Source organism: Pelagibacterium xiamenense, from assembly GCF_021166475.1.
GTDB lineage: Bacteria > Pseudomonadota > Alphaproteobacteria > Rhizobiales > Devosiaceae > Pelagibacterium > Pelagibacterium xiamenense.
Map to the genome: position 1 here is coordinate 966,482 of NZ_JAJOYS010000002.1, position 25,153 is coordinate 991,634.

General features: G+C 62.6%; 26 protein-coding genes. 22 read left to right on the top strand and 4 right to left on the bottom strand.

Annotation, left to right across the window (positions count from 1 at the left end; all coding sequences use genetic code 11):
- Positions 1 to 33: 33 nt before the first annotated feature.
- Together LSG43_RS12510 and LSG43_RS12515 are read right to left on the bottom strand one after the other, a co-directional pair.
- Entirely contained in the window at positions 34 to 1,767 is a 1,734-nt protein-coding gene (locus LSG43_RS12510) for a vWA domain-containing protein (RefSeq protein WP_369412482.1), read from the bottom strand.
- Between the two features lie 206 nt (positions 1,768 to 1,973).
- The gene (locus LSG43_RS12515; RefSeq protein WP_231804574.1) at positions 1,974 to 2,516 is read right to left on the bottom strand and encodes an RNA polymerase sigma factor; all 543 of its coding nucleotides are present in this window, start codon (positions 2,514 to 2,516) and stop codon (positions 1,974 to 1,976) included.
- A 134-nt stretch (positions 2,517 to 2,650) separates the two neighbouring features.
- Here LSG43_RS12515 and LSG43_RS12520 point away from each other — a divergent pair, with 134 nt between their 5' ends.
- Together LSG43_RS12520 and LSG43_RS12525 are read left to right on the top strand one after the other, a co-directional pair.
- Positions 2,651 to 2,803, top strand: coding sequence for a hypothetical protein (locus LSG43_RS12520; protein ID WP_231804576.1), 153 nt, complete (start codon positions 2,651 to 2,653; stop codon positions 2,801 to 2,803).
- A 34-nt stretch (positions 2,804 to 2,837) separates the two neighbouring features.
- Positions 2,838 to 3,050 carry a GDCCVxC domain-containing (seleno)protein gene (locus tag LSG43_RS12525; protein WP_231804578.1) on the top strand — a complete coding sequence of 71 codons (213 nt, stop codon included), beginning with the start codon at positions 2,838 to 2,840 and terminating at the stop codon, positions 3,048 to 3,050.
- Positions 3,051 to 3,056: 6 nt separating this feature from the next.
- Here the strand turns inward: LSG43_RS12525 and mnmA are convergent, their stop codons facing one another.
- The gene (mnmA, locus tag LSG43_RS12530) at positions 3,057 to 4,205 is read right to left on the bottom strand and encodes a tRNA 2-thiouridine(34) synthase MnmA (protein WP_231804580.1); all 1,149 of its coding nucleotides are present in this window, start codon (positions 4,203 to 4,205) and stop codon (positions 3,057 to 3,059) included.
- 317 nt (positions 4,206 to 4,522) lie between these two features.
- Between mnmA and LSG43_RS12535 the strand changes: the two genes are divergently transcribed.
- The 20 genes from LSG43_RS12535 to LSG43_RS12630 all read left to right on the top strand — a co-directional run bounded on the left by LSG43_RS12535 (position 4,523) and on the right by LSG43_RS12630 (position 24,069).
- Positions 4,523 to 5,965, top strand: coding sequence for a flagellar hook-length control protein FliK (locus LSG43_RS12535; RefSeq protein ID WP_231804582.1), 1,443 nt, complete (start codon positions 4,523 to 4,525; stop codon positions 5,963 to 5,965).
- A gap of 12 nt (positions 5,966 to 5,977) precedes the next feature.
- Positions 5,978 to 6,655: a flagellar hook assembly protein FlgD gene (locus LSG43_RS12540; RefSeq protein ID WP_231804584.1), complete on the top strand. Its 678-nt coding sequence runs from the start codon at positions 5,978 to 5,980 to the stop codon at positions 6,653 to 6,655.
- A 165-nt stretch (positions 6,656 to 6,820) separates the two neighbouring features.
- Positions 6,821 to 7,099 carry a CtrA inhibitor SciP gene (sciP, locus tag LSG43_RS12545; RefSeq protein WP_116654789.1) on the top strand — a complete coding sequence of 93 codons (279 nt, stop codon included), beginning with the start codon at positions 6,821 to 6,823 and terminating at the stop codon, positions 7,097 to 7,099.
- 273 nt (positions 7,100 to 7,372) lie between these two features.
- Positions 7,373 to 9,004, top strand: a complete 1,632-nt coding sequence (fliF, locus tag LSG43_RS12550) for a flagellar basal-body MS-ring/collar protein FliF (protein WP_231804586.1) — start codon at positions 7,373 to 7,375, stop codon at positions 9,002 to 9,004.
- 3 nt (positions 9,005 to 9,007) lie between these two features.
- Positions 9,008 to 10,087 (top strand): flagellar motor switch protein FliG, encoded by a 1,080-nt coding sequence (gene fliG, locus LSG43_RS12555; RefSeq protein WP_231804588.1) that lies wholly within the window; start codon positions 9,008 to 9,010, stop codon positions 10,085 to 10,087.
- A complete protein-coding gene (locus LSG43_RS12560) occupies positions 10,084 to 10,722 on the top strand; it encodes a FliH/SctL family protein (RefSeq protein ID WP_231804590.1) in 639 nt (212 codons plus the stop codon). The genes fliG and LSG43_RS12560 overlap by 4 nt, the downstream gene beginning before the upstream one ends.
- Before the next feature lie 57 nt (positions 10,723 to 10,779).
- Positions 10,780 to 11,070 carry a flagellar motor switch protein FliN gene (gene fliN, locus LSG43_RS12565; protein WP_231804708.1) on the top strand — a complete coding sequence of 97 codons (291 nt, stop codon included), beginning with the start codon at positions 10,780 to 10,782 and terminating at the stop codon, positions 11,068 to 11,070.
- Positions 11,071 to 11,095: 25 nt separating this feature from the next.
- Complete coding sequence (gene flbD, locus LSG43_RS12570; RefSeq protein ID WP_231804592.1) at positions 11,096 to 12,466, top strand: sigma-54-dependent transcriptional regulator FlbD; 1,371 nt, start codon at positions 11,096 to 11,098, stop codon at positions 12,464 to 12,466.
- A gap of 15 nt (positions 12,467 to 12,481) precedes the next feature.
- Positions 12,482 to 14,608 carry a flagellar biosynthesis protein FlhA gene (flhA, locus tag LSG43_RS12575; RefSeq protein ID WP_231804596.1) on the top strand — a complete coding sequence of 709 codons (2,127 nt, stop codon included), beginning with the start codon at positions 12,482 to 12,484 and terminating at the stop codon, positions 14,606 to 14,608.
- Positions 14,609 to 15,215: 607 nt separating this feature from the next.
- Complete coding sequence (locus tag LSG43_RS12580; protein ID WP_231804598.1) at positions 15,216 to 15,884, top strand: DUF599 domain-containing protein; 669 nt, start codon at positions 15,216 to 15,218, stop codon at positions 15,882 to 15,884.
- A gap of 13 nt (positions 15,885 to 15,897) precedes the next feature.
- Positions 15,898 to 16,383, top strand: coding sequence for a lysozyme inhibitor LprI family protein (locus tag LSG43_RS12585; RefSeq protein WP_231804600.1), 486 nt, complete (start codon positions 15,898 to 15,900; stop codon positions 16,381 to 16,383).
- Positions 16,384 to 16,456: 73 nt separating this feature from the next.
- Positions 16,457 to 16,672 carry a DUF3329 domain-containing protein gene (locus tag LSG43_RS12590; RefSeq protein WP_231804602.1) on the top strand — a complete coding sequence of 72 codons (216 nt, stop codon included), beginning with the start codon at positions 16,457 to 16,459 and terminating at the stop codon, positions 16,670 to 16,672.
- Positions 16,673 to 16,778: 106 nt separating this feature from the next.
- Positions 16,779 to 17,102: a (2Fe-2S)-binding protein gene (locus tag LSG43_RS12595; RefSeq protein WP_231804604.1), complete on the top strand. Its 324-nt coding sequence runs from the start codon at positions 16,779 to 16,781 to the stop codon at positions 17,100 to 17,102.
- Entirely contained in the window at positions 17,068 to 17,553 is a 486-nt protein-coding gene (gene bfr, locus LSG43_RS12600) for a bacterioferritin (protein ID WP_231804606.1), read from the top strand. The genes LSG43_RS12595 and bfr overlap by 35 nt, the downstream gene beginning before the upstream one ends.
- 379 nt (positions 17,554 to 17,932) lie before the next feature.
- Positions 17,933 to 19,018 carry a polyamine ABC transporter substrate-binding protein gene (locus LSG43_RS12605; RefSeq protein WP_231804608.1) on the top strand — a complete coding sequence of 362 codons (1,086 nt, stop codon included), beginning with the start codon at positions 17,933 to 17,935 and terminating at the stop codon, positions 19,016 to 19,018.
- Positions 19,019 to 19,097: 79 nt separating this feature from the next.
- Entirely contained in the window at positions 19,098 to 20,240 is a 1,143-nt protein-coding gene (locus LSG43_RS12610; protein WP_231804610.1) for an ABC transporter ATP-binding protein, read from the top strand.
- Positions 20,237 to 21,187 (top strand): ABC transporter permease subunit, encoded by a 951-nt coding sequence (locus LSG43_RS12615; RefSeq protein ID WP_231804612.1) that lies wholly within the window; start codon positions 20,237 to 20,239, stop codon positions 21,185 to 21,187. The genes LSG43_RS12610 and LSG43_RS12615 overlap by 4 nt, the downstream gene beginning before the upstream one ends.
- Complete coding sequence (locus LSG43_RS12620; RefSeq protein ID WP_231804614.1) at positions 21,184 to 21,981, top strand: ABC transporter permease subunit; 798 nt, start codon at positions 21,184 to 21,186, stop codon at positions 21,979 to 21,981. Before LSG43_RS12615 ends, LSG43_RS12620 begins: the two co-directional genes overlap by 4 nt.
- A gap of 5 nt (positions 21,982 to 21,986) precedes the next feature.
- Complete coding sequence (locus LSG43_RS12625) at positions 21,987 to 23,162, top strand: pyridoxal phosphate-dependent aminotransferase (RefSeq protein WP_231804616.1); 1,176 nt, start codon at positions 21,987 to 21,989, stop codon at positions 23,160 to 23,162.
- Between the two features lie 67 nt (positions 23,163 to 23,229).
- On the top strand, positions 23,230 to 24,069 hold the full coding sequence (locus LSG43_RS12630) for a sugar phosphate isomerase/epimerase family protein (protein WP_231804618.1): 840 nt from the start codon (positions 23,230 to 23,232) through the stop codon (positions 24,067 to 24,069).
- 7 nt (positions 24,070 to 24,076) lie between these two features.
- Here the strand turns inward: LSG43_RS12630 and LSG43_RS12635 are convergent, their stop codons facing one another.
- Entirely contained in the window at positions 24,077 to 24,970 is an 894-nt protein-coding gene (locus tag LSG43_RS12635; RefSeq protein ID WP_231804620.1) for an alpha/beta hydrolase, read from the bottom strand.
- Positions 24,971 to 25,153: the final 183 nt, after the last annotated feature.

The window sequence follows — 25,153 nt, forward strand, 5'->3', positions numbered from 1 at the left end:
CGGAGCGCCTTTCTTGTTTTCGGCGCAAGCCGTCTACTGCGTCAGGCTCTCGGCAAGTCCAATCAGCCCGATGAATTCTGCCCGCCGCCCGGTTGGGTCGGCGCCACGGCCAGTGTCGGCGAGCGCGCGGATCTCATCCCAGCTCATGGCGTGGAGCGCGTCGCTGCCTTTGAGCTTCTGCCCGAACGCCGCCACAGCGCTCGCAAACGCGGTATCCGCAGATGCCTCGGCAAGCCCAGGCCTGATCGGCGTCTCGATCAGCTCGCTGACGTCCGAATCCGGTTCCTTGTAGCGGATCTTGAGATAACCCAGTTCGTCGCCTGCATTGCCCACACCTGGCTCGTCCTCACCATAGCGGAGCGGATCGACCGAGCCGGGAGCACCAACCGGCGTAATCTCGTAGATTGCAGTGACCGTGTGCCCCGCGCCGACATCCCCTGCATCCACACGATCGTTGTTGAAATCCTCACGCGCGAGCGTGCGGGTCTCATACCCGATCAGCCGGTATTCGGCGACGGTGGCCGGGTTGAATTCGACCTGGATCTTGACGTCCTTGGCGATGGTGACGAGCGTCGCCCCCATCTCCTCGACCAGCACTTTGCGGGCCTCGGCAAAGTCGTCGATATAGGCCGCTGTTCCATTGCCCGCCTGCGCGAGTGCCTGCATCGCCGCGTCGTTGTAGTTGCCCATGCCGAAGCCGAGGACCGAGAGGAAGATGCCGTCGTCGCGCTTTTCGGCGATGAAATCCTCAAGGCCGTCGGGATCCGAAAGCCCGACGTTGAAATCCCCGTCCGTCGCCAGCAGCACGCGGTTGGTGCCGTCTTGGATAAATGCGGATCGAGCAAGGCGGTAGGCCTCCTCGATTCCCGCAGCGCCGGCCGTCGAGCCGCCCGGCACAAGGCTCTCGATGGCCGCCATGATGGCCGCCTTGTCGCCGCCTGACGTCGGTTCGAGCGCTACTCCGGCCTGCCCGGCATAGGTGACGATCGAGAGCGTATCCTCGGGACCCATCTCATTGACCAGAAGCCCCAGCGACCGCTTGAGGAGCGGCAGTTTGTCCGGCGCGTCCATCGAGCCGGACATATCGATCAAAAGCACAAGATTCGCCGGCGGAACGGCGCTTACCTCAAGCGCTTCACCCCTGATCCCGATATGGACGAGCCGGTTGTCCGCATCCCAGGGCGAGGATGTCACCGTCACACTCGGCGCGAAAGGTGCCCCGCCTGGCGCGGGCACCGGGTAGTCGTAGGAGAAATAGTTGATCAGCTCCTCCACACGAATCGCCTCAGGGGGCGGCACCTGCCCCATTTCGAGCGCGCGCCGGACGTAGGCATAGGACGCCGTATCGACGTCAACCGAGAACGTCGACACGGGCTGCTCCGCGGTCAAAGTGACGCCGTTGTCCTCAAAGGCGGTGAAGCGGTCGCCGATGGAGGGCACTTGGGCAAAGCCGTCGTTGGACGACGGCGCGATGCCCGACAGTGGTTGCAAGGTCTGGGATGCCGTGCTCATCGGCGCGGGCGCCACGGCGAGTTCTTCGGCAGCGACGACGCTTTCACGTACTTCCGCGTCAGCCTCGGACCTCCGTGCCGCGTCGTCCGGGGTCGGAGCAGGTTCGGCCACAGGCACCGTTCCGCTTTGGGCGGTTCCGAGTTCGGGCTGCGGGAGCGCCGGCGGCGTCAGTGCGGTCTGGTTGAGCAACTGCCAGCCCAGCGGCACAAAAAGCACGGCGGCGACGGCCGCGCCAAGTCCATAACGCAATTCCATGGTCCAGGGTCCTTTCCATCTGGAAGTGATGGACCTGAGACGCGCGCCGATGGACGATCCTTGGTTCGGGTGCGATTCTTTTTCGTCCGCCGCGCGCTCCTGCGCTGCCTCGAACGCCGCCATCGCCGCATCGTGCGCGGCCTGCCGCGCGTGCGCCGACGGCGGCGGAACCATTGTCTTACCTAGCGATTTCAAGCGGTCGTCCGTCATCGCTTTTCGTCCTGAACCATACCCTTGAGGGCCTTCCTGGCCTCGTGGATGTACCAGGAGACCGTACTTTCCTTCGCACCCATGATCGCAGCGGCTTCGGCATGGGACTTTTCTTCGGCGTAAACCAGCAACACCGCATCGCGCTGCCTCTCTGGCAGCGCCCGCACCGCGTCCCAGAGCTCTGCATCGTCCATTGCGTCGGCTTGCTGCGCCGGCGTCGACACCTCTGCGGTCATTGCCAACGCCCCGGCCCACCGTACGTGGCGCGCGGCTTGCCGCTGCCTGTCGCGCACAGCGTTGAGAACGATCCGGTAGAGCCAGCTCGTGAACGCCGACCGCCCGTCGAACCCCGCAAGCGCCGTGGCCAGCTTGATGCAGACGTCCTGGGCGACATCCTCGGCGTCCTCGCGGCTGCCGCACCATTTGTAGGCCGTGCGATAGAGGAAGTCGTAGTGGGCATCTATGAGCGTACCGAACGCCGCCCGGTCGCCGGCCTTGGCGCGCGCCAGAAGTTCGGCAATGGAACGCTCGCTCGTCACAATATCGCTACGCCATCCCGGGATCGGACCATACGGCATTTGTGCATGAGACGATCCGTGCGGCAATTTCCTTGGAAATTTTGTTTGCGCGGCCTATTGAGGGGATATGATCGGCCTCCACAAGGAATTACGCGATGGATGACGACAAGGACACCTCGGACCGCACCAACCGTCTCATCCTTGTCGGATTGATGATCCTCGCGGTCCTCACGATTGGTGGCACCATCATCTCGACCATGGGGGAATGGCAAGCCGATATGGCGCCGGCTATAGTGGAGACCGAGTAGCGGCCGAACACCTGGTGCCCGGAAGGGCGACGCGATGCCAACCATTGAGCCAGAGCATTATTCGGAGATCATCTGCCCGGTTTGCGGAAGCCGTTCGCACGAACAAATGCCTGAGGACGCCTGTCAGATCGTCTACGCGTGCAAAAACTGCGGGACGGTCCTGCACCCCAAACAAGGGGACTGCTGTGTCTTCTGTTCCTATGGCTCCGTTCCATGCCCGCCCGTGCAACGCGAACGCCTGCGATAGCGGCGTCTAGGCCACCATCGCCGCGGGAACCGCTTCGGCGATGAACCCGCCGCCAAGCACCTGTGCGTCCGACCCATCATCGGCGTAAAGAACGCAGGCCTGACCCGGCGCAATACCGTTCTCGCCCGCGACCAGCGTCACATAAACCTCGCCGTCACGCATGTGAATGACCGATTCCTGCGGCGCGCGCGTCGAGCGTACCTTGGCTTCGAGCGCCATGCCATTACCCGCCGCCATCTCCGCAAGCGGGCGCGGGCCGAGCCAGTTGACGTCGCGCAGACGGACCGTGTGCGTCGTGAGCGCCGACTTCGGCCCGACGACGACCTGCTGGCTACGCGGATCGAGTTTGATCACATAAAGCGGTTCGCCCGAAGCAATGCCGAGCCCCCGCCGCTGGCCGACGGTATAATGGATGATGCCCTTGTGCCGACCCAGCACGTTCCCCTCCCGGTCGACGATATCGCCGGGCACCTCGGCCTCGGGCATCAGCTTGCGGATAACGTCCGAATAGCTGCCCTGGGGCACAAAGCAGATGTCCTGGCTGTCGTGCTTGTCGGCGATCGTCAATCCCATCTCGCGCGCCAAGGCCCGGGTTTCCTCCTTCGTCATGCCGCCGAGCGGGAAACGCAGATAGTCAAGCTGTTCGGGCGTGGTCGCAAAAAGGAAATAGGTCTGGTCCTTGTCCGCGTCGAGCGGGCGGAACAGCCCGCGCTTGCCATCGACAAGGTCCGAGCGGACATAGTGACCGGTCGCGAGACAATCGGCGCCCAGATCCTTTGCGACCGTCATCAGGTCCTCGAACTTGACGGTCTGGTTACAAGAAACGCACGGGATCGGCGTCTCTCCCTTGGCATAGCTTTCAGCGAAGGGGTCGATCACGGCCTTTCTGAAGCGCTCTTCATAGTCGAGCACATAATGCGGAATCCCGAGCGCTGCCGACACCCGGCGCGCGTCGTGAATATCCTGGCCCGCGCAACACGAGCCCTTGCGAAACGTCGCTTCGCCATGATCGTAAAGCTGGAGGGTCACACCGATCACTTCATAGCCCTCGCGGGCGAGCAATCCGGCAACGACCGAAGAATCCACGCCGCCCGACATGGCGACGACAACACGCGTTTCGGCCGGCGCGCGGTCGAAACCAAGGGAATTGGGCATCTCTTTCTCTCATCCGGTTGGGGTCAAGGGCCAGCGGACAAACGGCATCGGAACCCGGTGCCAATGGGCCGCGCTTTTACGCCCTTTGCGCCCCATCGGCAAGGACCCGACCGGGCAGATATTGCCGCCGCTGGGCCGATTGTGCCGCCCCGAATATAAACCCCGGCGCCCGTACGAGAGATAAATCACTGACAATCAACACATTTCCGATCAACTCAAAACTGGCAAGGCGTTTGCATGGTGGTCCACGGACGAGTGCATCTTGAAACGAGTTTGACGCCAACGTGACCAACGCATTGCAAGCCGGATTGAGTATCATGGGCCCGCGCACCGGGCAGAACATGGCGATTGGCGGTACCGATATGGCCGGGCTGACCGATACCGCCAACGGCTCGGTCGAAGAGACGTTTGCCGCCCTGCTGGAGCGCTTCGGCGCGCAGACGCCCGCAAGCGCCACACGCGCAGGCGGTGCCGCGCCGATCATGCCCGGCGAGGCGAAACCCAGCGGCGAGACGGCGAGCGAGACCGAAATCGCGCTCGGCGACATGCTCTCGCAACTCCTCGAAAAGCTCGCCGCTCTCGAAGAAACGCTGCAGGGCGAAACTGCGCCCGACGCAGATGCACTGGACGAAATCGCGAACCTGCTGGCCGGTGTCCAGGATCTGATGGCAACAACGGACCTGCCGATGCCCGGCGGCGGCGCGTTCGAAAAACTCAATGGCATGGCCGCAAGCCTGGGCCTTGTTGCGCAAGGCAGCAGCGGCAGCGAAAATACCAATCCCTTCGATGCGCTCGCCGCATTGGCAGCCAAGATCGGCAAGAAGGCCGCGGAGGGGGCGCCCGATCTCTCCGCCCGGCTCAGCGATTTCGCGTCGGCTCTCGACCGCCACTCGGTTCACATGCATGCCGTCGCTGCTGAAAACGCCGAAATGCCTGCCGATACGCGGAAGGTGATCCTCCTAAGCGAAGTTCAATCGACGCCTGCAAAGGACATCGAAAGGGCCGCGCGGGCAACCGGCCAGCCCGTCCCTGCCGACGCCGAAGCGACGAGCAAACCCGAAACCGCCGAAGTGCCGCCGGGCACAAAACGGTCGCTCGCAAAGCCGGATGCCGGCACTCAGCCCGACGCGGCAAACCGTCAGGCACCTGCCCCCGACGCGAAGGCGGCAACCCAGGCCGCCGTCCAGACCGCCTCAGCCGATGCTGCGGCTGGCCAGTTCGGCGACGCCGACACTGTCATCCTGCCCGCCGGAACGCAGGGCGCGTCGGCTGGCCAGGCCGCCGCCAGCGCTCGCGCTGGTCAGGGCGCGCAACCCTTCGCCGCGCAGGGCACCCAGATCAACATGCAATACGTTGCCGCCGAAATTACCCGGCAGGTCCAGAACGGCGTCAATCGCTTCGAGATCCGGATGAACCCGCCCGAACTCGGCCGCATCGATGTGCGTATGGAGATGGATCAGAGCGGCAATGTCATCGCCCGCCTCGCTGTCGAGAAAAGCGAAACACTCGACCTGATGCAGCGCGATCAGCGCGCCCTTGAACGGGCACTGGCCGATGCCGGGCTCGATTCCGCCAAGACCGAGCTCGAATTCTCGCTGCGCCAGGAGGGCGGCAACGCCGAGGACTCTTCGGATAACGCGTCCTGGAGCGCCGGATCGTCCGACCAGACCAACAATCAGGCACCGCAGGCAACCGGAAGCGCCCGCACCGAACTCTACCGCAGTTACGTCCGCCCCGACGGGGTCAATCTCTGGGTCTGATAGGAAAGTACGATGGTTGATTCAGTTTCCCGTGCATCGTCGTCGTCCGCAATGGCCTCCTCGCGTCAGTCGATCGCCGAGGACTTCGACACGTTCCTCTCGATCCTGACGACGCAGCTCAAGCACCAGAACCCGCTCGACCCCATGGACACCAACCAGTTCACCCAGCAGCTGGTGCAGTTCACCGGCGTCGAGCAGCAGCTCAAGACCAACGAGTATCTCGAAGCCATGATGCTTTCGAGCCAGAACCAGATCAATTCCCAAGCGGTCGGATATATCGGTCAGACCGTCGTTGCCTCGGGCGCAACCACCGACCTGGTCGATGGCCAGGCAACGTGGATCTACAAGATCGCCGAAGCCTCCGACGACGTAACGGTAACCATCAAGGATCAATCCGGGAACGTCGTCTATTCCCAGGAAATGGGCATGAAGGCCGGCACAGACCAGATCGTTTGGGACGGCACCACCAATTCCGGCGAAGTGCTGACCTCCGGAAAATATACCATCACCATCGACGCCCGTGACGCCGACGGCAAGGCGATCGATGTGACGACCAAGATGAAAGGTGTCGTGGAATCCGTGGACGTCAGTGGCACCGAGCCCTATCTGATCGTCAACGGCCTGCGCCTGCCCCTCTCATCCGTCACCGAGATCGGAGCAGCCGACAGTCCCGAGGAAACGGACGCCTGACGGCCATTTCAACGGGCTTGAAGCCGTTCGTATACCGGGCGGCACGGCTGCAAATTGTGCATTTTGCACAACCTCTTAACCACCTGTAAGTTTCCCCTTAGCCAATTTTTAAGCCACCTGCGCTAGAGTGGCTTCTGGTTATGGTCAGGTTGAGTTGAGAGTAAAATGACCGTACAGATGCGTCCGCGCGTGAAGTATGTGATAGGTCCCGATGGCAGTCCGCTGACCATCGCCGACCTGCCGCCCAGCAATACCAAGCGCTGGGTCATCCGCCGCAAGGCGGAAGTGGTTGCAGCCGTCCGTGGCGGTCTGCTCAGCCTCGAGGAAGCGTGCGAGCGCTATACCTTGAGCGTTGATGAATTCCTTAACTGGCAGGCAGCGATCGACAAGCATGGCCTTGCCGGTTTGCGCACCACCTGGATTCAGCACTACCGCGAAGGTTAACGCCTTCGTTAATACTTCGCGATCAAACGCGATTTTTCAAAGCCCGCCGCGCCCCGCGCGGCGGGCTTTGCTTGTGCCCGCGTCCCACCGCAATTGCGCCAAATTGCGCGGTTTTCCCAAACGGGCCGCCAACGCAATTGGGCACGAAATGCCACAATTCGCATTCTGCGACGATTGGTTAAGACCTTGTTTACCATCCGCTAGGCATATTTTGCCCAGTTCGTATTCGGGGTGATTTGCCCCTGGCAGAATGCCTAAGGTTTGGGGAACGGCGTGAAGGACTTGGGGGAACTACTACAAAGGCTCGGCGTCGCCCGGATCGCCGCGATGGCCGTCGTTGCGGTCATGCTGTTGGGCTTTTTCGCCTTCCTGATCATGCGTTCGACCACCCCGCAGATGGCCCCGCTCTATACGGGTCTGACGTTCGAGGATTCGGCCGCTATCGTCTCCGAGCTCAACGCCATGGGCATGGCGTACGAACTCCGCGGCGAGGGCGACACGATCCTGATCCCGCGCGACAGCATAACGACCACCCGCATGACTCTCGCACAGTCCGGCCTCCCCCAGCGCGGCCAGATGGGCTACGAGATTTTCGACCAGCAGTCCGCTCTGGGTGCGACGAGCTTCGTCCAGAATATCAACCATGTCCGCGCTCTCGAAGGCGAACTCGCCCGCACGATTTCCTCCCTCGCCCGCGTTCAGTCTGCCCGGGTTCACCTCGTCCTGCCCGAGCGTGAGCTTTTTTCCCGCGACACGAAGCAACCCTCCGCCTCGATCGTCCTTTCGGTCCGCGGTCAGCTTTCCTCTGGCGAAATCGCCGCCGTCCAGCATCTTGTCGCCTCGGCCATCGAAGGACTTACGCCCAATTCAGTCTCGATCGTCGACGATTCCGGCACGCTGCTCGCCTCGGGCACGGGCACCGATGAGACCAGCGTCACGGCGCAAGCCATCGAAGAACGCGTAGTCGGCATCGAAAGCCGTATGCGGACCCGCATCGAGGAACTGCTCTCCAGCGTGGTTGGCGCTGGCCGCGCTCGCGTACAGGTGTCCGCCGAACTCGATCTCAACCGCTCGACGGTTACCTCCGAGACCTTCGATCCCGAGAGCCAGGTCGCGCGCTCGAGCCAGCTGCGCGAAACCGAGGATCAGGCCACCGGCGCGGGCAATACCGGCGAAGTGACTGTTGCCAACGAGCTGCCCGGCGCCAGCGAGAATGCCGGCGGAAGTACGAACTCGCAGCTTTCGACGACGCTTGAGGAAACCACGAACTACGAGATTTCTCGCGTCACCGAGACGTCCGTTAACGAGGCAGGCGACATCAAGCGCTTGTCGGTCGCGGTGGTCGTCGACGGCGTCTATACCTATGACGCCCAGGGCAACCCGACCTACGAGGCGCGCTCTGCCGAGGAGCTCGACCAGATCACTGCGCTTGTGCGCACCGCCATGGGCTTCGATGCGGATCGCGGCGATCAGATCGAAGTGGTCAATATGCAGTTCGCGCAGCGCCCGGACATCGAGGTCGGCACCGCCGCGCCGGGGCTGTTCGACTTCACCCGCGACGACCTTATGAAGTTCGCCGAAATGGCGATCACCCTGCTTATTTCCCTCGCCCTGGTGCTCTTCATCATGCGGCCGCTGATCAAGAAAGTGCTGGCACCCGAAGCCAGGCCGCTCGCCCTGCCGCCCGCCGCCGCCGTCGAAACCGAGGAGGAGGAAGAGGACAATTCGGAGGCGCTGGTCGCCGCGGCCCAGGCTCGCGAGGCCGCGACCCAGGCCTGGATGGAACAGGCCAAGTCCATGGGGGAAAGCCAGGTCAAGGCGATCAAGATGGTCGGCGAACTCGTCGAGGAAAACCCCAAACAGGCATCGCTGATCGTCCGCGATTGGCTTTCGAGTGCAGCGTAAACCATGGCTCTAGCGAACCCACAAATCCCCGGCGGCTCCGAAGATTCGGCCCAGAAGAATCTCGTCGTCAACGACGCGAAGAACCAGCGCAACCTCTCGGGCGACGAGAAGGCGGCCGTTCTGCTGCTCGCGCTCGGCCCGGACTTCGGCAAGCCGATCTGGGAGGAACTCGACGAGATCGAAATCCGTCAGCTCTCGCGCGCCATGGTGCGTCTCGGCCCTATCACCCAAGACATGCTCGACGAGCTACTGGGCGAGTTCATCATGAGCGTGTCGTCCTCGGGCGCCATGTCGGGCAATACCGATACGACCGAACGACTGCTGCTCTCGTTCCTGCCCCAGGATCGCGTCGACCAGATCATGGAGGAAATCCGCGGCCCTGCGGGTCGCAACATCTGGGAAAAGCTCTCCAACGTCCAAGAAGACATTCTCGCGAGCTACCTCAAGAACGAATACCCCCAGACCATCGCCGTGGTGCTGACCAAAATATCGCCCGACCACGCCTCACGCGTACTCTCGGTTCTGCCCGAGGAACTCGCGCTCGACGTCGTTCAGCGCATGCTCTCGATCGACCCGGTGCAAAAGGACATCCTCGAAAAGATCGAGGCCACGTTGCGCACCGAATTCATGTCGACCCTCAGCCACACGCAGCGCCGCGACAGTCACGAGCAGATGGCCGACATCTTCAACGCGTTCGACCGCCAGACCGAAGCGCGCTTCATGACCGCGCTCGAGGACATCAACCGCGACAGCGCCGAGCGCATCAAATCGCTGATGTTCACGTTCGACGACCTGACGCGGCTTGAATCCGCCGCAATCCAGACCCTCCTGCAGAATTTCGACAAGAAGGAACTCGCGCTCGCGCTGAAGGGCGCGTCGGATGGCGCCAAGGAATTCTTCTTCTCCAATATGTCGGCCCGCGCCTCGACCATGATGCGCGACGACATGGACGCGATGGGCGCCGTACGCCTCAAGGACGTTGACGAGGCCCAGAGCCGCCTCGTCAACACTGCCAAGGATCTCGCCGCGCGCGGCGAGATCGTCATCAACAAGGGCAAGGCCGACGAGGAGATGATCCAATGAGTGCCGCCGCCCCCGCCAAATTCACGTTCGACCTCGACCTTGCCCGTGCGCGCACCAAGGTACGCACGCTGCCCGAGGACGAACTCCAGGCCATGCTCGAAGACGCGCGGCGTTCGGGTTACGAGCAAGGCTTCACCGCCGGCGAGGCCGGTGCCACCGCGCGCTCTGCCGACGCCTTGGCCAAGGCTGCGACCAAGCTCGCCGACAACGCCACGCAGGTCCTCGAGGCGCTCGATGCCCGGCAAAAGGAAAACCTGCGCGACGCAGTCGCCCTCTCGGCGTCGATCGCCCGCAAGCTCGCCGCGCACCTGATCGCGCGTCAGCCGCATGCGGAGCTGACCGCACTCATTCACGAGTGCCTCGGCTCCCTCGAGCACGCACCTCACCTCGTCGTGCGGTGCCATCCCGAATTGTGCGACGCGGTGCGCGCCGCGACCGAGGAGCGCATCCGCACGTCGGGATTTTCGGGCCGCCTCGTCGTCATGGGCGATCCCGAGGTCAAGCTCGGAGACGGCCGGATCGAATGGGCCGATGGCGGGCTCGTGCGCGACATGAACGCCATCTCGAGCGACATCAACACCCGAATTTCCGCCTATCTTTCGGCGCGCGGCGCCAAAGAGAACCAGGGAGACTAGACCATGGCCGGAGAAGACGACGCCCCCGGCGGCCCCGACGGCATCACCTTCGAGGAAATGCTCGCCGACATCGATGACGAGGAAACCGGCGGAGGCAGCGAAAGGTCCGCTGGCGACCTCGAAGCGGTGTTCGACGTTCCCGTACGCATCTCGGTCGTGCTCGGACGCGCGAAGATGCCTGTGGCCAACCTTCTGAAGATGGACGTCGGCACCGTGGTCGAACTCGACCGCCAGGTGGGCGAAGCCATCGATATCTATGTCAACGACCGGCTCGTCGCTCGCGGGGAAATCGTCCTCGTCGAAGGCCGGCTTGGCGTCACCATGACTGAAATCATCAAAGCGGCCTAGAAAAGAGCCGAGGAGACAGAACACCATGCGCTTATTGATTGTCGGCGGCCTCGACGGCCAATTGAGTCAGGCGACGAAAATGGCCATGGAGGGCGGCGCCAGGGTCGCCCACGCGGCCGACATCGACGTCGCCCTCGCCTCCCTGCGCTCGGGCAAGGGTGCCGATCTGCTGCTCGTCGACGTCATGGTCGACATCCCTGAATTGCTCGCCAAGCTCGACGCTGAGCGCATCCATATCCCGGTGGTCGCCTGCGGCACCGAGACCAACGCCGCCGCAGCCGTCAACGCCATCCGCGCCGGCGCCAAGGAATATATCCCCCTGCCCCCCGACGCGGACCTGATTGCCGCCGTCATCGCCGCAGTCGCCAAGGAGTCCTCGGATTTCCTCTACCGGGATCCGGCAATGGCCAAGGTCGTCAAGCTCGCCGACCAGATCGCAGCCTCCGACGCCTCGGTGCTGATCACCGGCGAGAGCGGTACCGGCAAGGAGGTTATGGCTAAGTATCTCCACGCGCGCTCGCGCCGCGCCGCGCAGCCCTTTATCTCGATCAATTGCGCGGCGATCCCCGAACACCTCCTCGAAAGCGAGCTCTTCGGGCACGAAAAAGGGGCTTTCACCGGCGCCGTCGCCCGCCGCATCGGCAAGTTCGAGGAAGCCAATGGCGGCACCCTGCTGCTCGACGAAATCTCCGAGATGGATTTCCGCCTGCAGGCCAAGCTGCTGCGCGCCATTCAGGAACGCCTGATCGACCGCGTGGGCGGTTCGAAGCCCGTTCCGGTCAATATCCGCATCCTCGCCACCTCCAACCGCGATCTTCAGACCGAAGTGCGCGAGGGCCGGTTCCGCGAAGACCTTCTGTTCCGGCTCAACGTCGTCAATTTGAAGCTCCCCCCGCTGCGTGAGCGCCCCGGCGACATCGTCGCTCTGTCGGATCATTTCGTTGCCAAGTACTCCCAGGCCAACGGCCTCACCCAGCGCGTCCTCTCCCAGGCCGCCCGCGAGGAACTTCTGCGCGCGCCCTGGGATGGCAACGTGCGCGAACTCGAGAACACCCTCCACCGCGCGGTGCTCTTGTCCTCGGGCGACGTCATCGAGCCCGACGCCATCCTGATGCCCGATGGCACGGGGTTGTCCGAGGCCGCGCAGGCCCATTCGCTCGCGTCCCAGGCGGCGCAGGCGGCCGACGCGGCCAACCGCGCGCTCGTCGGACGCACCGTAGCCGAGGTCGAGCAGGAACTGATCCTCGATACGCTCAACCATTGCCTCGGAAACCGCACGCACGCCGCCAATATCCTCGGCATTTCGATCCGCACCCTGCGCAACAAGCTCAACCAGTACGCCGACGAGGGGATACAGGTCCCCGCGCCCGGCGAACAACGCTTCAGCGCCGCCTGAATATAAGACCGCCAGATGACCGACGCGACGCCCACCGCCAACTCGTCCGCCGCGCCGCTCGGCCGGATCAGCGAGATCATCGAGACCATTCGCCAGTCCAATGCCGGGCTGGCGATCGGCGTTGTGGTGATCCTTTCGGTGCTGATCCTGCCCATGCCGCCGATGTTGCTCGACATCATGCTGGCGTGCTCGATCGTCTTTTCGGTCATGATCCTCATGACGGCGCTCTTCATCCAGACGCCGCTTGAATTTTCTGCCTTCCCTACCGTGCTGCTCGTCTCCGCCATGCTCCGGCTGGCGCTCAATCTCGCCTCGACACGGCTGATCCTGGCCGACGGTCACACCGGCACCGAGGCGGCGGGCAACGTCATCGAGGCCTTCGGCAATTTCGTCACCCGGGGCAATTTCGTCATCGGGATCATCGTTTTCGCGATCCTTCTGATCGTCAATTTCATCGTCATCACCAAGGGTTCGGGCCGTATCGCGGAAGTCGCGGCGCGCTTCAACCTCGACGCCATGCCCGGCAAGCAGATGGCCATCGACGCCGACCTTTCCGCAGGCCTGATCGACGAAAACGAGGCGAAAGGACGCCGCAAGACCCTCGAAGACGAAAGCGCATTTTTCGGCGCGATGGACGGTGCATCCAAATTCGTGCGCGGCGACGCGATTGCCGGCCTTCTCATCACCTTCATCAACGTCATCGCCGGCATCATCATCGGCACCCTGCAGATGGGACTGTCTCTGGGCGAGGCAAGTTCGAACTACACGCTCTTGACGATCGGCGACGGGCTGGTCTCCCAGATCCCCGCGCTCATCGTCTCGACCGCCGCCGGTATCCTCGTTTCGAAGGCCGGCGTGACCGGTTCGGCCAATAAGGCGCTCACGACCCAGTTCACCGGCTACCCCGTCGCGCTTGCGATGTCGGCGGGCGTCATGTTCCTCATGGCGCTTGTCCCGGGCATGCCGCTCGTTCCTTTCGTGACGCTCGGCGCCGCAGTCGGCTACCTCGCATGGACCACCAACAAGCGCGCCAAGGCAACGGCCCGCGAAGCTTTGCAGCAGCAGGCCACCCAGCAGGCGGCCGCCGCGAGTGCGCCCGCCGAAGCGCCGATCACCGATAGTCTCAAGATGGACGAATTGAAGCTCGAACTCGGCTACGGGCTCTTGAGCCTCGTCAAGGAGGACGATTCCGGCTCGGATCGGCTGACCGAACAGATAAAGGCGCTCCGCCGCCAGCTTGCCACCGAGCTGGGTTTCGTCATGCCCTCGGTGCGCATTCTGGACAACATGCAGCTCGAACCCAATGTCTATAAGGTCAAGATCAAGGAGGTCGAGGCGGGGCACGGCACCGTCTTTGCGAGCCAGTTGATGGTGATGGACCCCTACGGCAACCAGATCACACTCCCCGGGCAGCACACCACCGAGCCGACCTTCGGCCTGCCCGCGACCTGGATCGACCCCGCGCTTCGCGACGAAGCGGAAGTGCAGGGCCTGACAATCGTCGACCCCTCGACCGTGATCTCGACGCACCTGACCGAGGTCCTCAAGGCCAATACCGCCGATCTTCTCAGCTACGCCAACGTCCAGTCGCTGCTTGCCGGGCTCGACAAGGACCAGCAGAAACTCGTCGAGGATATCGTGCCCTCCCAGATCAGCGTTTCAGGCATTCAGCGCGTCCTGCAGGGGCTTCTGTCCGAGCGTGTGTCGATCCGCGACCTGCCCACCATCCTCGAGGGCATCGCGGAGATTGCCGGTGGCGCGCGCTCGACCGCACAGATCATTGAGCACGTCCGCTCTCGTCTGGCACGCCAGATCTGCGCGGCCAATATGGCGCACGACAACACCCTGCCGCTCATCACCCTTTCGCCCAACTGGGAACGCGACTTCGCCGAAGCCATGGTTGGCGACGGCGAGGAACGGCACCTCGCCATGGCGCCCTCAAAGCTCCAGCAGTTCATCGCCGGCATTCAGGGCGCGTTCGAAAAGGCGGCGCAGAACGGAGAAATTCCGGTCCTCATCACCTCTCCGCAAATCCGCCCGCACGTCCGCTCGATCATCGAACGCTTCCGGCCGCAAACCGTGGTGATGAGCCAGAACGAAGTGCACCCGCGCGTGCGGCTCAGGACGGTGGGGAGCATTTGATCGGCGCCGTTCAATAGGACGCGCCGAAACGTCCGACGGCCTTGAAGCCTCGGGAGTTATGAAAGTGGGCGGTATGCGGCGAGACGTGGCCTCATACTGTGTAGTTATAGATAAGCGAGGCACGCCTCGCCGCATACATCCGGGCTTTAGGCTTATGGATACCCCGCCGGGGACGATCCCCTCCCTCTTTCGAGGGTATGGCGCGCTGATCCTGGCCCGACGCATCGGGGGACGTGTCGCCTTGGCGCGAGTGAGCACCCTTTGGGCCTCCGCTGGAGCGACCTCCATCGGACCCGAACCGGCCTGGCGGACAATCCCGGAGCGCCGCGGGACCTAATGAGGTCTCGGCTCAACCCCACGCATCCCGTCTCTCCAATCCTGCCCTCACCGGAAGCTCGTATGCATCCTCGCCCTTGGTGCGGCCGTGAGGAGAAGTATGGCAGGGGTTTTGGGGGCGGGGATAAGTTTGCGGCAAGGTGCTGGGATTGTTGCCGAAATTTACCCGCGCCCTTCCCCATCGCGTTCACGGCAGGAACGCGCACCTCGTCACCGCCCGTATCCAGGGGTATGCTCGGTCAGATTCGATTTTTGGGGATCCGCCGCTACAATGAACGCAATTGCGCTCGCCGCCTCGCTCTTTCCACTCCTGGCACTTTATCTTTATCAACATGCCGCCCGGATCATCGACGCGCGGCGCCCCTCGCTCTCGATGCTGATGAACGAGCAGCGCTTCAACTGGGTAACCCAGGCAACCCGGCGCGAAAGCCCGCTCGACGGCATCCTTTCGGGCAACATCATGAGCGCGGTATCGTTCTTTGCCTCGACCACCGCGCTTTTGATCCTCGCGCTCTTCACCGTCATCGGGCAGCTCCCCCAATTCGCACCCGCGCTCTCGACCGTCACCTTCGGCTTTTCCTATTCGGTGGCGGACCTGCAGGTGCACAACATCGTCATGCTGGTGCTGTTCGTCTCGGCCTTCCTGAGCTTCACGCTCTCGCTGCGGCAGTTCAACCACTTCTGCATCCTCGTCGGGGGGCTCGACCACACACGCCCCTCGCCGCCCGAGGAAGTCCGCGTCATCGCCCGGATCAATGCCAAGGCGGCGCAAAGCTTTAACGCCGGCATCCGCGCCTACTATTTCGCGATCCCCATGGTCGCCTGGTACGTTTCGGCCTGGGTCGCATTGGTGGTAACGGTGGGGACGGTCGGCTTTCTGATCCACCGCGAATATTTCTCCGATGCGCGATGGCTCGTCGCGCAAATTACACCGCATTAGGGGAGGTTCTACGATGCGCCGCTTTGTAACTCTTGCCATTCTGGCAGCCTGCACAATGCCGGCCGCCGCGCAGGAAACGGGCTTCACACCTGAAGATGACAAGATGCTCACGGAGTGTGTGGAGAATGCGGGCGCATCGGGCGGGGAAAGTCTCGCCGCCACCTGCATCGGCACTGTTTCCGAACTCTGCCAGGAAACCCCTGAAGGATCGACGACCATCGGGATCGTGGAATGCGCGGCCCGCGAAACCAGTTGGTGGGACAAGCGCCTCAACGACACCTACGCCGCCGTCCTCGAAACGCTCGATGCTGACCGCACCCAGTCGCTGCGCGACGCCCAGCGCGCCTGGATTGCCTTTCGCGACGCCGAATGCGCCTTCGCATACGACTATTGGCGCGACGGCACCATCCGGTCCGTCTTCGGCGCAAGCTGCATGCTCGATCTCACGGCCCGGCGCGCCATCGATCTGAGCGATATCCTCGAGTGGTCGGCCGGTTAAGCCGGCCAACCATAAGCTTGCGGTTGCCGACGCGCCGTGCCAAAACCACCGCCAAATTAAAGGAGGAGCCCTCGTGGCCAGCGATATCAACCACCCCTGGTTCCGCCCCAAATGGCGCCGCGTCCTCATGGTGGCCATTTGCGCCGCGTTTGCCGGGTGGGACCTTTATCACGGCAATATCGGCTGGGCGTTGATCTTTGGCGGGCTGGGCGCCTATGCGGTCTATGTCTTTTTCATCGCCTGGAAGGACCAGCCGGACGGGAACGACGATTCCGACACGCCCGGGTGACCGGTCGCAGCACACCCGGGATCAAAGCTGACATTGACAATCACATTTTAAGCCGTATGTAAGGGGCAGTTATCGACGCAAACTCGCAACCTTCTCACGGTTCTGTATGCTCGTCTGCCAGTGCAACCTGATCACGACCAAGGATATCGAAGATATCGTCGTCGGGATTCTCGATGAGGACCCCTGGCAGCTCGTCGTGCCCGCGCAAATCTACCGGGAAGCAGGCAAGCGGGGACAATGCTGCGGCTGCGTGCCGAACATTGTGGACATTATCCAAAAGGTCACCGAGAATTATCACCTCATGCTTGAGGGGAACGCAGCCAATCTCGTCGACGTTAGGGCTCGACTGAAGGGGCTCCCGAAGAGCACTTCGCGTATGCGCAACGGAGGTGATAATGAAAGGCAACGAAACGGTTATCGAGCAGCTTAACAATGCGCTGTTCCTCGAGCTGGGCGCGATCAACCAGTATTGGGTTCACTTCCGTCTTCTGGACGACTGGGGCTTCAAGCGCCTCGCCCAGAAAGAGCGTGCCGAATCCATCGAAGAGATGCACCACGCCGACAAGCTGATCGACCGCATCATTTTCCTTGAGGGCCATCCCAACCTTCAACGTGTTGCTCCGCTGAAAATCGGCCAGAACATAAAAGAAGTGCTCGAAGCCGATCTGGCTGGCGAAATCGAGGCAATCAAGGCCTATAGAGAGGCCCGCAAGATTTGTAACGATGTCGAGGACTACGTGTCCCAGCGAATTTTCGAAGACCTCCTCACCGACGAGGAAGGCCACGCCGACTTCCTGGAAACCGAACTCGACCTCCTTGCCAAGATCGGCGAGGAAAAATACGGCCAGCTCAACGCACTGCCGGCCAACGAAGTCGAATAGGCCTCATCTGTCGAAAACGACAGCGCAAGCTCTCGGAAGCGCCGCTCCCGGGGGCTTTTGTTTTGGCGAGAACGCGGTCCCGGCACTTGCGCGAAAGGCCGGATTTGCATTTCATTCCTCTGCAACGAAAAATCTGCACGCTGCGGTCTCGTCGGCCCGCGATTTTCGCTTTTCAGCGTGCCCACAAAACGCTAATGCGGATTTCGACCTTTTTATGCAGAGCGGTCGGGTCCGTCCGCGGGGATTTGCCACCCCGTACTCGATTGGTGAAGCGGCGAAGGGAGTGCCGTGTGGTTGGAATGCCCCAAAGGTAGCTCCTCGCGCGGCGTGTTTGCCACCAATTGCTTTTCTTTATTTCAAAGGAAGGACCACTCCTCTCATGCACAAGCCCCTCCTCGCAACGCTCGGCATTGCGCTTCTTGCGACCACGAGTGCCAACGCGCAGTCCGTCAACATCTACAACTGGTCGGACTATATCGCTGAAGATACCCTCGCAAAATTCGAGGCCGAGACCGGTATCACCCCCGTTTACGATGTCTTCGACTCCAACGAGATCGTCGAAGCCAAGCTGCTTGCCGGCAATTCGGGCTACGACGTCGTCGTGCCCTCGGGCTTTTTCCTCGAGCGCCAGATCCAGGTTGGCCTGTTCCAGCCGCTCGACAAGTCGCTCCTGCCCAATATGGAAAACCTCGACCCGCGGATCATGGAGATCGTCGAAACCCACGACCCCGGCAGCGAATATTCCGTGCCTTACATGTGGGGCACCACAGCGCTCGGCTACAATGTCGGCATGGTCACCGAACGGCTGGGCGAAAACGGCCCGCTCGAAAGCTGGGACCTGCTGTTCGATCCTGAAATCGCGGCGCAGCTTCAGGATTGCGGCATTGCCGTGCTCGATGCGCCGGTCGAAATCGTCGCCGCGGCGCTCAACTACCTGGGGCTCGACCCCAATTCCGAGAACGCGGATGACCTTGCCGCGGCAGAAGAGCTGATCGCGTCTGTGCGGCCCTTTGTCCGCTACTTCCACTCCTCCCAGTACATCACCGATCTGGCCAATGGCGACATCTGCCTGGCCGTCGGATATTCGGGCGACGTCTTCATCGCCGCCGACCGCGCCGCAGAGGCCGGTCAGGGCAACGAGATCACCTATGTGATCCCCGAGGAAGGCGCGAGCCTGTGGTTCGACATGATGGCGATCCCCTCGGACGCTCCGAACCCCGAGGCCGCCCACGCATACATCAACTTCATCTTAAAGCCTGAAATCGCCGCCGACATTACCAACTATGTCTGGTACGCGAACCCCAACGCGGCTTCGATGGACATGGTCGACCCCGAGATCGCCGGTGACCCCGCGATCTTCCCGACCGAGGAGGTGATGGCCAACCTTTACGCGCTCAAGAGCCACACCCCGCAGTTCGACCAGGTGCTCAACCGCGCCTGGACGCGCATCAAGACCGGGCAATAAGCCCTTTACCTGCTTGATCGGCAGGGCGGTTCATGCTGCCCTGCCGACGTATTTTTCCGCGCTTGGGGACCAGACTTCATTGAAAAAGCCGCAGATCGCCGCCGATACGCGCCCCTGGCGTGATCCCGACGCCAAACCCTTCGTACGCATCCGCAACGTCACCAAGACCTTCGGTGACGTCTACGCGGTCGACGACGTCTCGCTCGACATCTACAAGGGCGAACTCTTCTGCCTTCTGGGCGGCTCGGGGTCCGGCAAGTCCACCCTTTTGCGCATGCTCGCGGGCTTCGAGACAATGACCGCCGGCGTGATCGAAATCGACGGACAGGACATGGCCAACGTTCCGCCCTATGAGCGTCCGGTCAACATGATGTTCCAGTCCTATGCGCTCTTCCCGCATATGACGGTCGAGAACAACATCGCCTATGGGCTGAAGCGTGAGGGGCTGCCCAAGACGGAGATCGCCGAACGCGTCGGCGAGCTTTTGAAGCTCACGCGGCTGGAGAACTTCCGGGCCCGCAAGCCGCATCAGCTTTCCGGCGGTCAGCGCCAGCGCGTCGCGCTCGCCCGCGCACTCGCCAAGCGGCCGAAGCTTTTGTTGCTCGACGAACCTCTGGGCGCGCTCGACAAGAAACTGCGTGAAGATACGCAGTACGAGCTGGTGAAAATTCAGGAGACCCTCGGCGTTACCTTCATCGTCGTCACCCACGACCAGGAAGAGGCCATGGTGCTCGCGACCCGGATCGGGGTGATGAACGAGGGCAAGATCGCCCAGATCGGCGAGCCGCAGGAAATCTATGAATTCCCCAACACGCGCTTCGTCGCCGACTTCATCGGCACGGTGAACATGTTCGAGGGCGTCGTCACCGAGGACGAGGACGACCATATCCGCATCGACGCCAGCTCGGAGGCAGGCTGTGACATCTATGTCGGCCACGGCGTCGACTGCGCACCCGAACAGATCCTCTGGTACGCGATCCGTCCCGAGAAAATGGTGCTCTCGCGCGAGCGCCCCGAGGGCGACGCCAACATCACCCACGGCCTGGTCCAGGACATCGCCTATCTGGGTGATATTTCAATGTACAGGGTCATGCTCGACAGCGGCAAACGCGTGCATGTCACAAAGACCAATGCCTCGCGCTATGACGAGGACGGCATCCGCTGGGATGAGAGAGTCTTTGTCTCCTGGGCATCCGACGCCGGCGCGGTACTGACCTCATGAGCGCCGACGCCGAAATCCCCGATCGCCCCCGCCCGCGTCTGGCGGACACCCTCCGGCGCTTCGGGCTGTCCGGACGGACGGCGGTGATCGCTGCCCCGGCCCTCTGGCTCGCGCTGTTCTTCCTTGCGCCGCTTTTCGTTGTCCTCAAAATCGCCTTTTCGACCTACGCGCTGGCCCGCCCGCCTTACGAGCCGCTGCTGGCGTGGACGCAAGAAGGCGTCTTGCAGATCACCCTGCACATCTCCAATTTCCTGCGCCCCATCCAGGACCCGCTCTTTGCCAATGCCTATCTGAGCTCGGTGCAGATCGCGGGCATTTCAACGATAATCACGCTCCTGATTGCCTACCCCATGGCGTGGTTCATCGCCCGCAGCGACGAGAAATACCGCAATCTCTTGCTGATGCTTGTCATCCTGCCCTTCTGGACGTCGTTCCTGCTGCGCGTCTACGCGTGGATGGGGTTCCTCGGGCAGAACGGTGTATTCAACCAGCTCTTGCAAGGCATAGGTCTGACCGATGCGCCCGTACAGATGCTCTATACGCCCTTCGCGGTCTATATCGGCATCGTTTACACTTACCTGCCCTTCATGGTGCTTCCGCTCTTTACGACGCTCGTCAAGCTCGACCAGAGCCTGATCGAGGCATCCGGGGATCTGGGCGCCAAACCCTTCGTCACCTTCCTCACCGTCACCCTGCCGCTCTCGATGCCTGGCATCATCGCCGGCTCCATGCTGGTGTTCATCCCCGCCATCGGCGAATTCGTCATCCCCTCGCTATTGGGCGGTGCCGATACGCTTATGATCGGGCGCGTCTTGTGGGACGAGTTCTTCTCGGGCCGCAACTGGCCCTCCGCGGCGGCGGTCGCGATCATGATGCTGGTGCTTCTGCTCATCCCCATCATGCTGCTCGCCCGGGCGCAGAACGCGGTCGTGGAGAAGGGCGCATGAGACGCGGGCTGTTCATCCCCATCGTTGCGGTTCTCGGGTTCGTGTTCCTTTACGCGCCCATCGTCTCGCTCATCGTCTTCAGCTTCAACGAGAGCCAGCTGGTCACCGTCTGGACCGGCTTTTCGACCAAATGGTATGGCGAACTCTTCCGCGATCCGCAGATCCTCGGCGCGGCGTGGCTCAGTCTGCAGATCGCCGCAACCAGTGCGACGATTGCCACCATCCTGGGCACACTGGCGGGTATCGCGCTGACGCGGCTCGGGCATTTCCGGGGCCGCACGGCACTGACCGGCATGGCCTCGGCCCCGCTCGTGATGCCCGAGGTCATCACCGGGCTCTCGCTCCTGCTGCTTTTCGTCTCTATGGAAGCGGCGTTCGGCTGGCCGGCAGGCCGGGGCTTTACGACCATCGTCATCGCCCACACGACCTTCTGCATGGCTTATGTCACCGTGGTTGTCCGCTCGCGGCTGGTCGATATGGACCGTTCGCTCGACGAAGCCGCACTCGATCTGGGCGCAACGCCGCTGCGGGTGTTTTTCGACATCACCCTGCCGATTATCTCCCCGGCACTGATCTCGGGTTGGCTCCTGGCCTTCACGCTCTCGCTCGACGACCTGGTGATCGCGAGTTTCGTCTCCGGCCCTGGCGCCTCGACCTTGCCGATGGTGATCTTCTCGAAGATCCGACTCGGCGTGTCGCCCGACGTCAATGCCCTCGCCACCATCATCATCGCTATCGTGGCCTTGGGCGTCGCCGGCGCAACGCTCTTCGGCATGCGCCGCGCAAAGAACTGACCGAAATGTCCTTCAGCCCGACCGTCCGGCCCACCGTTGCCGCCCTCACCTCCTCGCGCATCCGCGACATCGCCAATGCCGGTATGGGGCGCAGCGACATCGCAGCATTCTGGTTCGGCGAGAGCGACGAACCGACGCCGCAGTTCATCCGAGAAGCCGCGCAAAACGCGCTCGCTGAAGGCGAAACCTTTTATACGCACAATCTCGGCCTGCCCCAGCTGCGCGAAGCGATTGCAGAATATGAAAGCCGCCTGCACGGGATAGCATTGGCATCGGAGCGGATCGCTGTGACCGGCTCGGGCGTTTCGGCACTGATGATCGCGGGCCAGCTTGTCCTCTCGCCGGGCGACAAAGCCGTCGTCGTAACGCCGGTCTGGCCCAATATCGCCGAGGGCCCGCGGCTCATCGGCGCCGAGGTCGTCCGGCACCCCCTGACGATTGAGAACGGCCGCTGGACGCTCGATACCGGCCGCCTGATCGAAACGCTGACGCCCGATACGACACTCGTGATCCTCAACGCTCCCAACAACCCGACAGGCTTCACCATGCGGCCCGAGGACCAGAAAGCGATCCTCGAACACTGTCGCAGACACGGCATCTGGGTCCTCTCCGACGAGGTTTACGAACGCCTTGTCTTCGACGGCACCGACGCTGCCGCCTCAATGATCCGCCACGCGGAACCCGACGACCGGCTGATCCTCGTGAATTCCTTCTCCAAGGCCTGGCGCATGACCGGCTGGCGGCTGGGTTGGCTCACCCTTCCCGAGCCGATGATGTCCGACGTGCCCAAAGTGATCGAATATAACACCTCCTGCACGCCCGCCTTCGCGCAACGGGGCGCCATTGCGGCACTGACGGATCCACAAGGCGAAGACGCAGTCAACCAACTCAAGGCCTCTTTGGGCGCTGCCCGAACCACCCTGCTCGAAGGCCTCGCCGCCACCGGCAGAATCGAGGTGCCGGACGCCGATGGCGCCATGTACGCTTTCTTCCGGATTGACGGACGACCCGATGATATGGCGGTCGCCAAGACCTTGGTGAGGGAATACGGGCTGGGCCTCGCTCCGGGCAGTGCGTTCGGCCCCGAAGGCGAAGGCTGGCTGCGGTGGTGCTATGCCGCTCGCCCCGAACGGATTGCCGAGGGCGTCGAGCGGCTGAACCGGTTCCTCGCGGACGGCTGAAATTCCCCGTCGGCCGCTTGCCGCGCCAGTCTGTTTTCTGTCTCATGGCGCCGGGAGGAATCAGTTCATGACAACAGACAATAGCGCGCGCTTTTCAGTTTCAACCTGGAGCCTGCATCGCACGATCGGTCTTTGCTGGTGGGATGCTCCTGGGCGAAGCGCAAAATCGGACGAGCGCTGGGGAACCGGCGAAATCGCCATGCGCGACCTGCCGGCGGCGCTTGCTGACAATGGCTATGCCCGGCTGCATCTGTGCCACTTCCACCTCGAAAGCCGCTCCCCGGCCTTCCTGAAGGAACTGCGCGCGGCACTCGATGCCGCCCACGTCACGCTCGGCATGCTGCTGATCGACGACGGAGACATTACCGATCCTGCCCACCACGAACGCGATAGCGCCTGGGTCGCCGGCTGGGTCGACACCGCCGCGCAGCTCGGCGCACAGCATGCGCGTGTCATTGCCGGGAAACAGCCTCCATCGGCGGAGGCACTCGCGCTGAGCGTGCGGCATCTCTCGGCGCTTTCAGATTTCGCAAGCCACCAAGGCGTGTCCTTGTGCACGGAGAACTGGTTTGACCTCACACCGGGCCCCAACGAAGTTCTTTACCTTCTCGATCGCGTTTCGCCGACGATCGACCTGCTCACCGATTTTGGCAACTGGACGCATGCGGGCAAATATCGGGATCTCGAAACGCTCCTGCGACGTGCCATCGATACCCACGCCAAGGCGCATTTCGACACCGTCTCGGGAATGGATACGGGCGACTACCGGGCCTGCATCGCAGCCTGCGAAAAGGCCGGATATCGCGGACCGTTCACCCTGATCTATGACGGTCCGGATGCGGACGAATGGGCCGGCCTTGCAGCCGAAAGGGCTTTTATCCAAGACTGCCTGGCGCTGAAACGCTAAAGCCGGCTCAAGCGAGCGCGTTAAGGCTGGCAAAGAACCCGATCATGTGCTCGAGCACAGGCGCCCGCCAGCGCATCATCGCGCCGAGCGAGGTGACGATCTCCATGTGCCCGATGCTCTCATAGTAGCGCTCATCGACGGCAATCCCCGCCTCGCGCAGCTTCTCGGACAGATTGTGCGTATTGACCGGCTTGACGATCATGTCGTTGATACCGGAGGCGAGAAACATCGGTGGTGCTTCCGGCGTCACGATCTTGACCGGCTGGGTTCCCTCGGGATTGGCCGCCGAACCGAACGCGTCCTGCACTTCGCCGAATGTGAAGGGATAGAAATCGTAAGGCCCAGCGAGCCCGGCAACGCCACTGACCCGCAGCCCGGCACCGACATCGCGCATATAGGCCGGATCGAGGGCCAGCATCACGGCGTTGTAGGCACCCGCCGAATGCCCGGCGAGAAAGAACTTGCCCTTGTCCCCGCCATAGGCCCCGATATTCTTCTCGATCCAGGCCGCAGCCGCTGCACAGTCGTAAAGAAACGCCGGATAGGCGACCTCGGGAACCAGCCGGTAGTCGGGAATGACCGTCACGAACCCGCGCGACGCCAGCGCGCGCCCCACGAATTCATACTCCCAGCGCTCGCCCATCTTCCAGGCGCCGCCATAAATGAACATCACGACCGGCGCGTTGCCGGTCGGGTTTTGGGGACTATAGACGTCGAGGAGGCTCCGCGGGCCACCGGCATAGGCTATGCCATCTCCCAGCTTGACGACACCGCCATCCATCGCCGACGCGACGTTGAACGGATCCATCAGCGATAGCGCGGAAGCGGAGGTTGGTACGAGGGCCGGCGCAACGGCGCTGGCGCCGAGCATAGAGAGAAGAGTACGACGTGAAACGTTCATTCGCGTATGGGAACGAAAAACTGACTGGCCCACCTCATGCCGCCAAATCGCGACAAATTTTGGGCCTTCAAACGCAAAAAAGCCCTCCGTATGGAGGGCTTATGTGTTTTTTGAGAAGGGTATGCGTTTGCACTTTCTAGACCTGGCGGCGACCTACTCTCCCGTACCTTGAGGCACAGTACC

Coding starts and splice junctions, on each gene's coding strand:
- LSG43_RS12580 (WP_231804598.1), top strand. CDS start 15,216: ATGAACGCAATTGCGCTCGCCGCCTCGCTCTTTCCACTCCTGGCACTT.
- LSG43_RS12520 (WP_231804576.1), top strand. CDS start 2,651: ATGGATGACGACAAGGACACCTCGGACCGCACCAACCGTCTCATCCTT.
- mnmA (WP_231804580.1), bottom strand. CDS start 4,205: ATGCCCAATTCCCTTGGTTTCGACCGCGCGCCGGCCGAAACGCGTGTT.
- LSG43_RS12630 (WP_231804618.1), top strand. CDS start 23,230: ATGACAACAGACAATAGCGCGCGCTTTTCAGTTTCAACCTGGAGCCTG.
- LSG43_RS12615 (WP_231804612.1), top strand. CDS start 20,237: ATGAGCGCCGACGCCGAAATCCCCGATCGCCCCCGCCCGCGTCTGGCG.
- LSG43_RS12625 (WP_231804616.1), top strand. CDS start 21,987: ATGTCCTTCAGCCCGACCGTCCGGCCCACCGTTGCCGCCCTCACCTCC.
- LSG43_RS12595 (WP_231804604.1), top strand. CDS start 16,779: ATGCTCGTCTGCCAGTGCAACCTGATCACGACCAAGGATATCGAAGAT.
- LSG43_RS12585 (WP_231804600.1), top strand. CDS start 15,898: ATGCGCCGCTTTGTAACTCTTGCCATTCTGGCAGCCTGCACAATGCCG.
- fliN (WP_231804708.1), top strand. CDS start 10,780: ATGCTCGCCGACATCGATGACGAGGAAACCGGCGGAGGCAGCGAAAGG.
- LSG43_RS12560 (WP_231804590.1), top strand. CDS start 10,084: ATGAGTGCCGCCGCCCCCGCCAAATTCACGTTCGACCTCGACCTTGCC.
- flhA (WP_231804596.1), top strand. CDS start 12,482: ATGACCGACGCGACGCCCACCGCCAACTCGTCCGCCGCGCCGCTCGGC.
- LSG43_RS12605 (WP_231804608.1), top strand. CDS start 17,933: ATGCACAAGCCCCTCCTCGCAACGCTCGGCATTGCGCTTCTTGCGACC.
- fliG (WP_231804588.1), top strand. CDS start 9,008: ATGGCTCTAGCGAACCCACAAATCCCCGGCGGCTCCGAAGATTCGGCC.
- LSG43_RS12535 (WP_231804582.1), top strand. CDS start 4,523: ATGGGCCCGCGCACCGGGCAGAACATGGCGATTGGCGGTACCGATATG.
- LSG43_RS12635 (WP_231804620.1), bottom strand. CDS start 24,970: ATGAACGTTTCACGTCGTACTCTTCTCTCTATGCTCGGCGCCAGCGCC.
- LSG43_RS12510 (WP_369412482.1), bottom strand. CDS start 1,767: ATGGAATTGCGTTATGGACTTGGCGCGGCCGTCGCCGCCGTGCTTTTT.
- flbD (WP_231804592.1), top strand. CDS start 11,096: ATGCGCTTATTGATTGTCGGCGGCCTCGACGGCCAATTGAGTCAGGCG.
- bfr (WP_231804606.1), top strand. CDS start 17,068: ATGAAAGGCAACGAAACGGTTATCGAGCAGCTTAACAATGCGCTGTTC.
- LSG43_RS12525 (WP_231804578.1), top strand. CDS start 2,838: ATGCCAACCATTGAGCCAGAGCATTATTCGGAGATCATCTGCCCGGTT.
- sciP (WP_116654789.1), top strand. CDS start 6,821: ATGACCGTACAGATGCGTCCGCGCGTGAAGTATGTGATAGGTCCCGAT.
- LSG43_RS12620 (WP_231804614.1), top strand. CDS start 21,184: ATGAGACGCGGGCTGTTCATCCCCATCGTTGCGGTTCTCGGGTTCGTG.
- LSG43_RS12540 (WP_231804584.1), top strand. CDS start 5,978: ATGGTTGATTCAGTTTCCCGTGCATCGTCGTCGTCCGCAATGGCCTCC.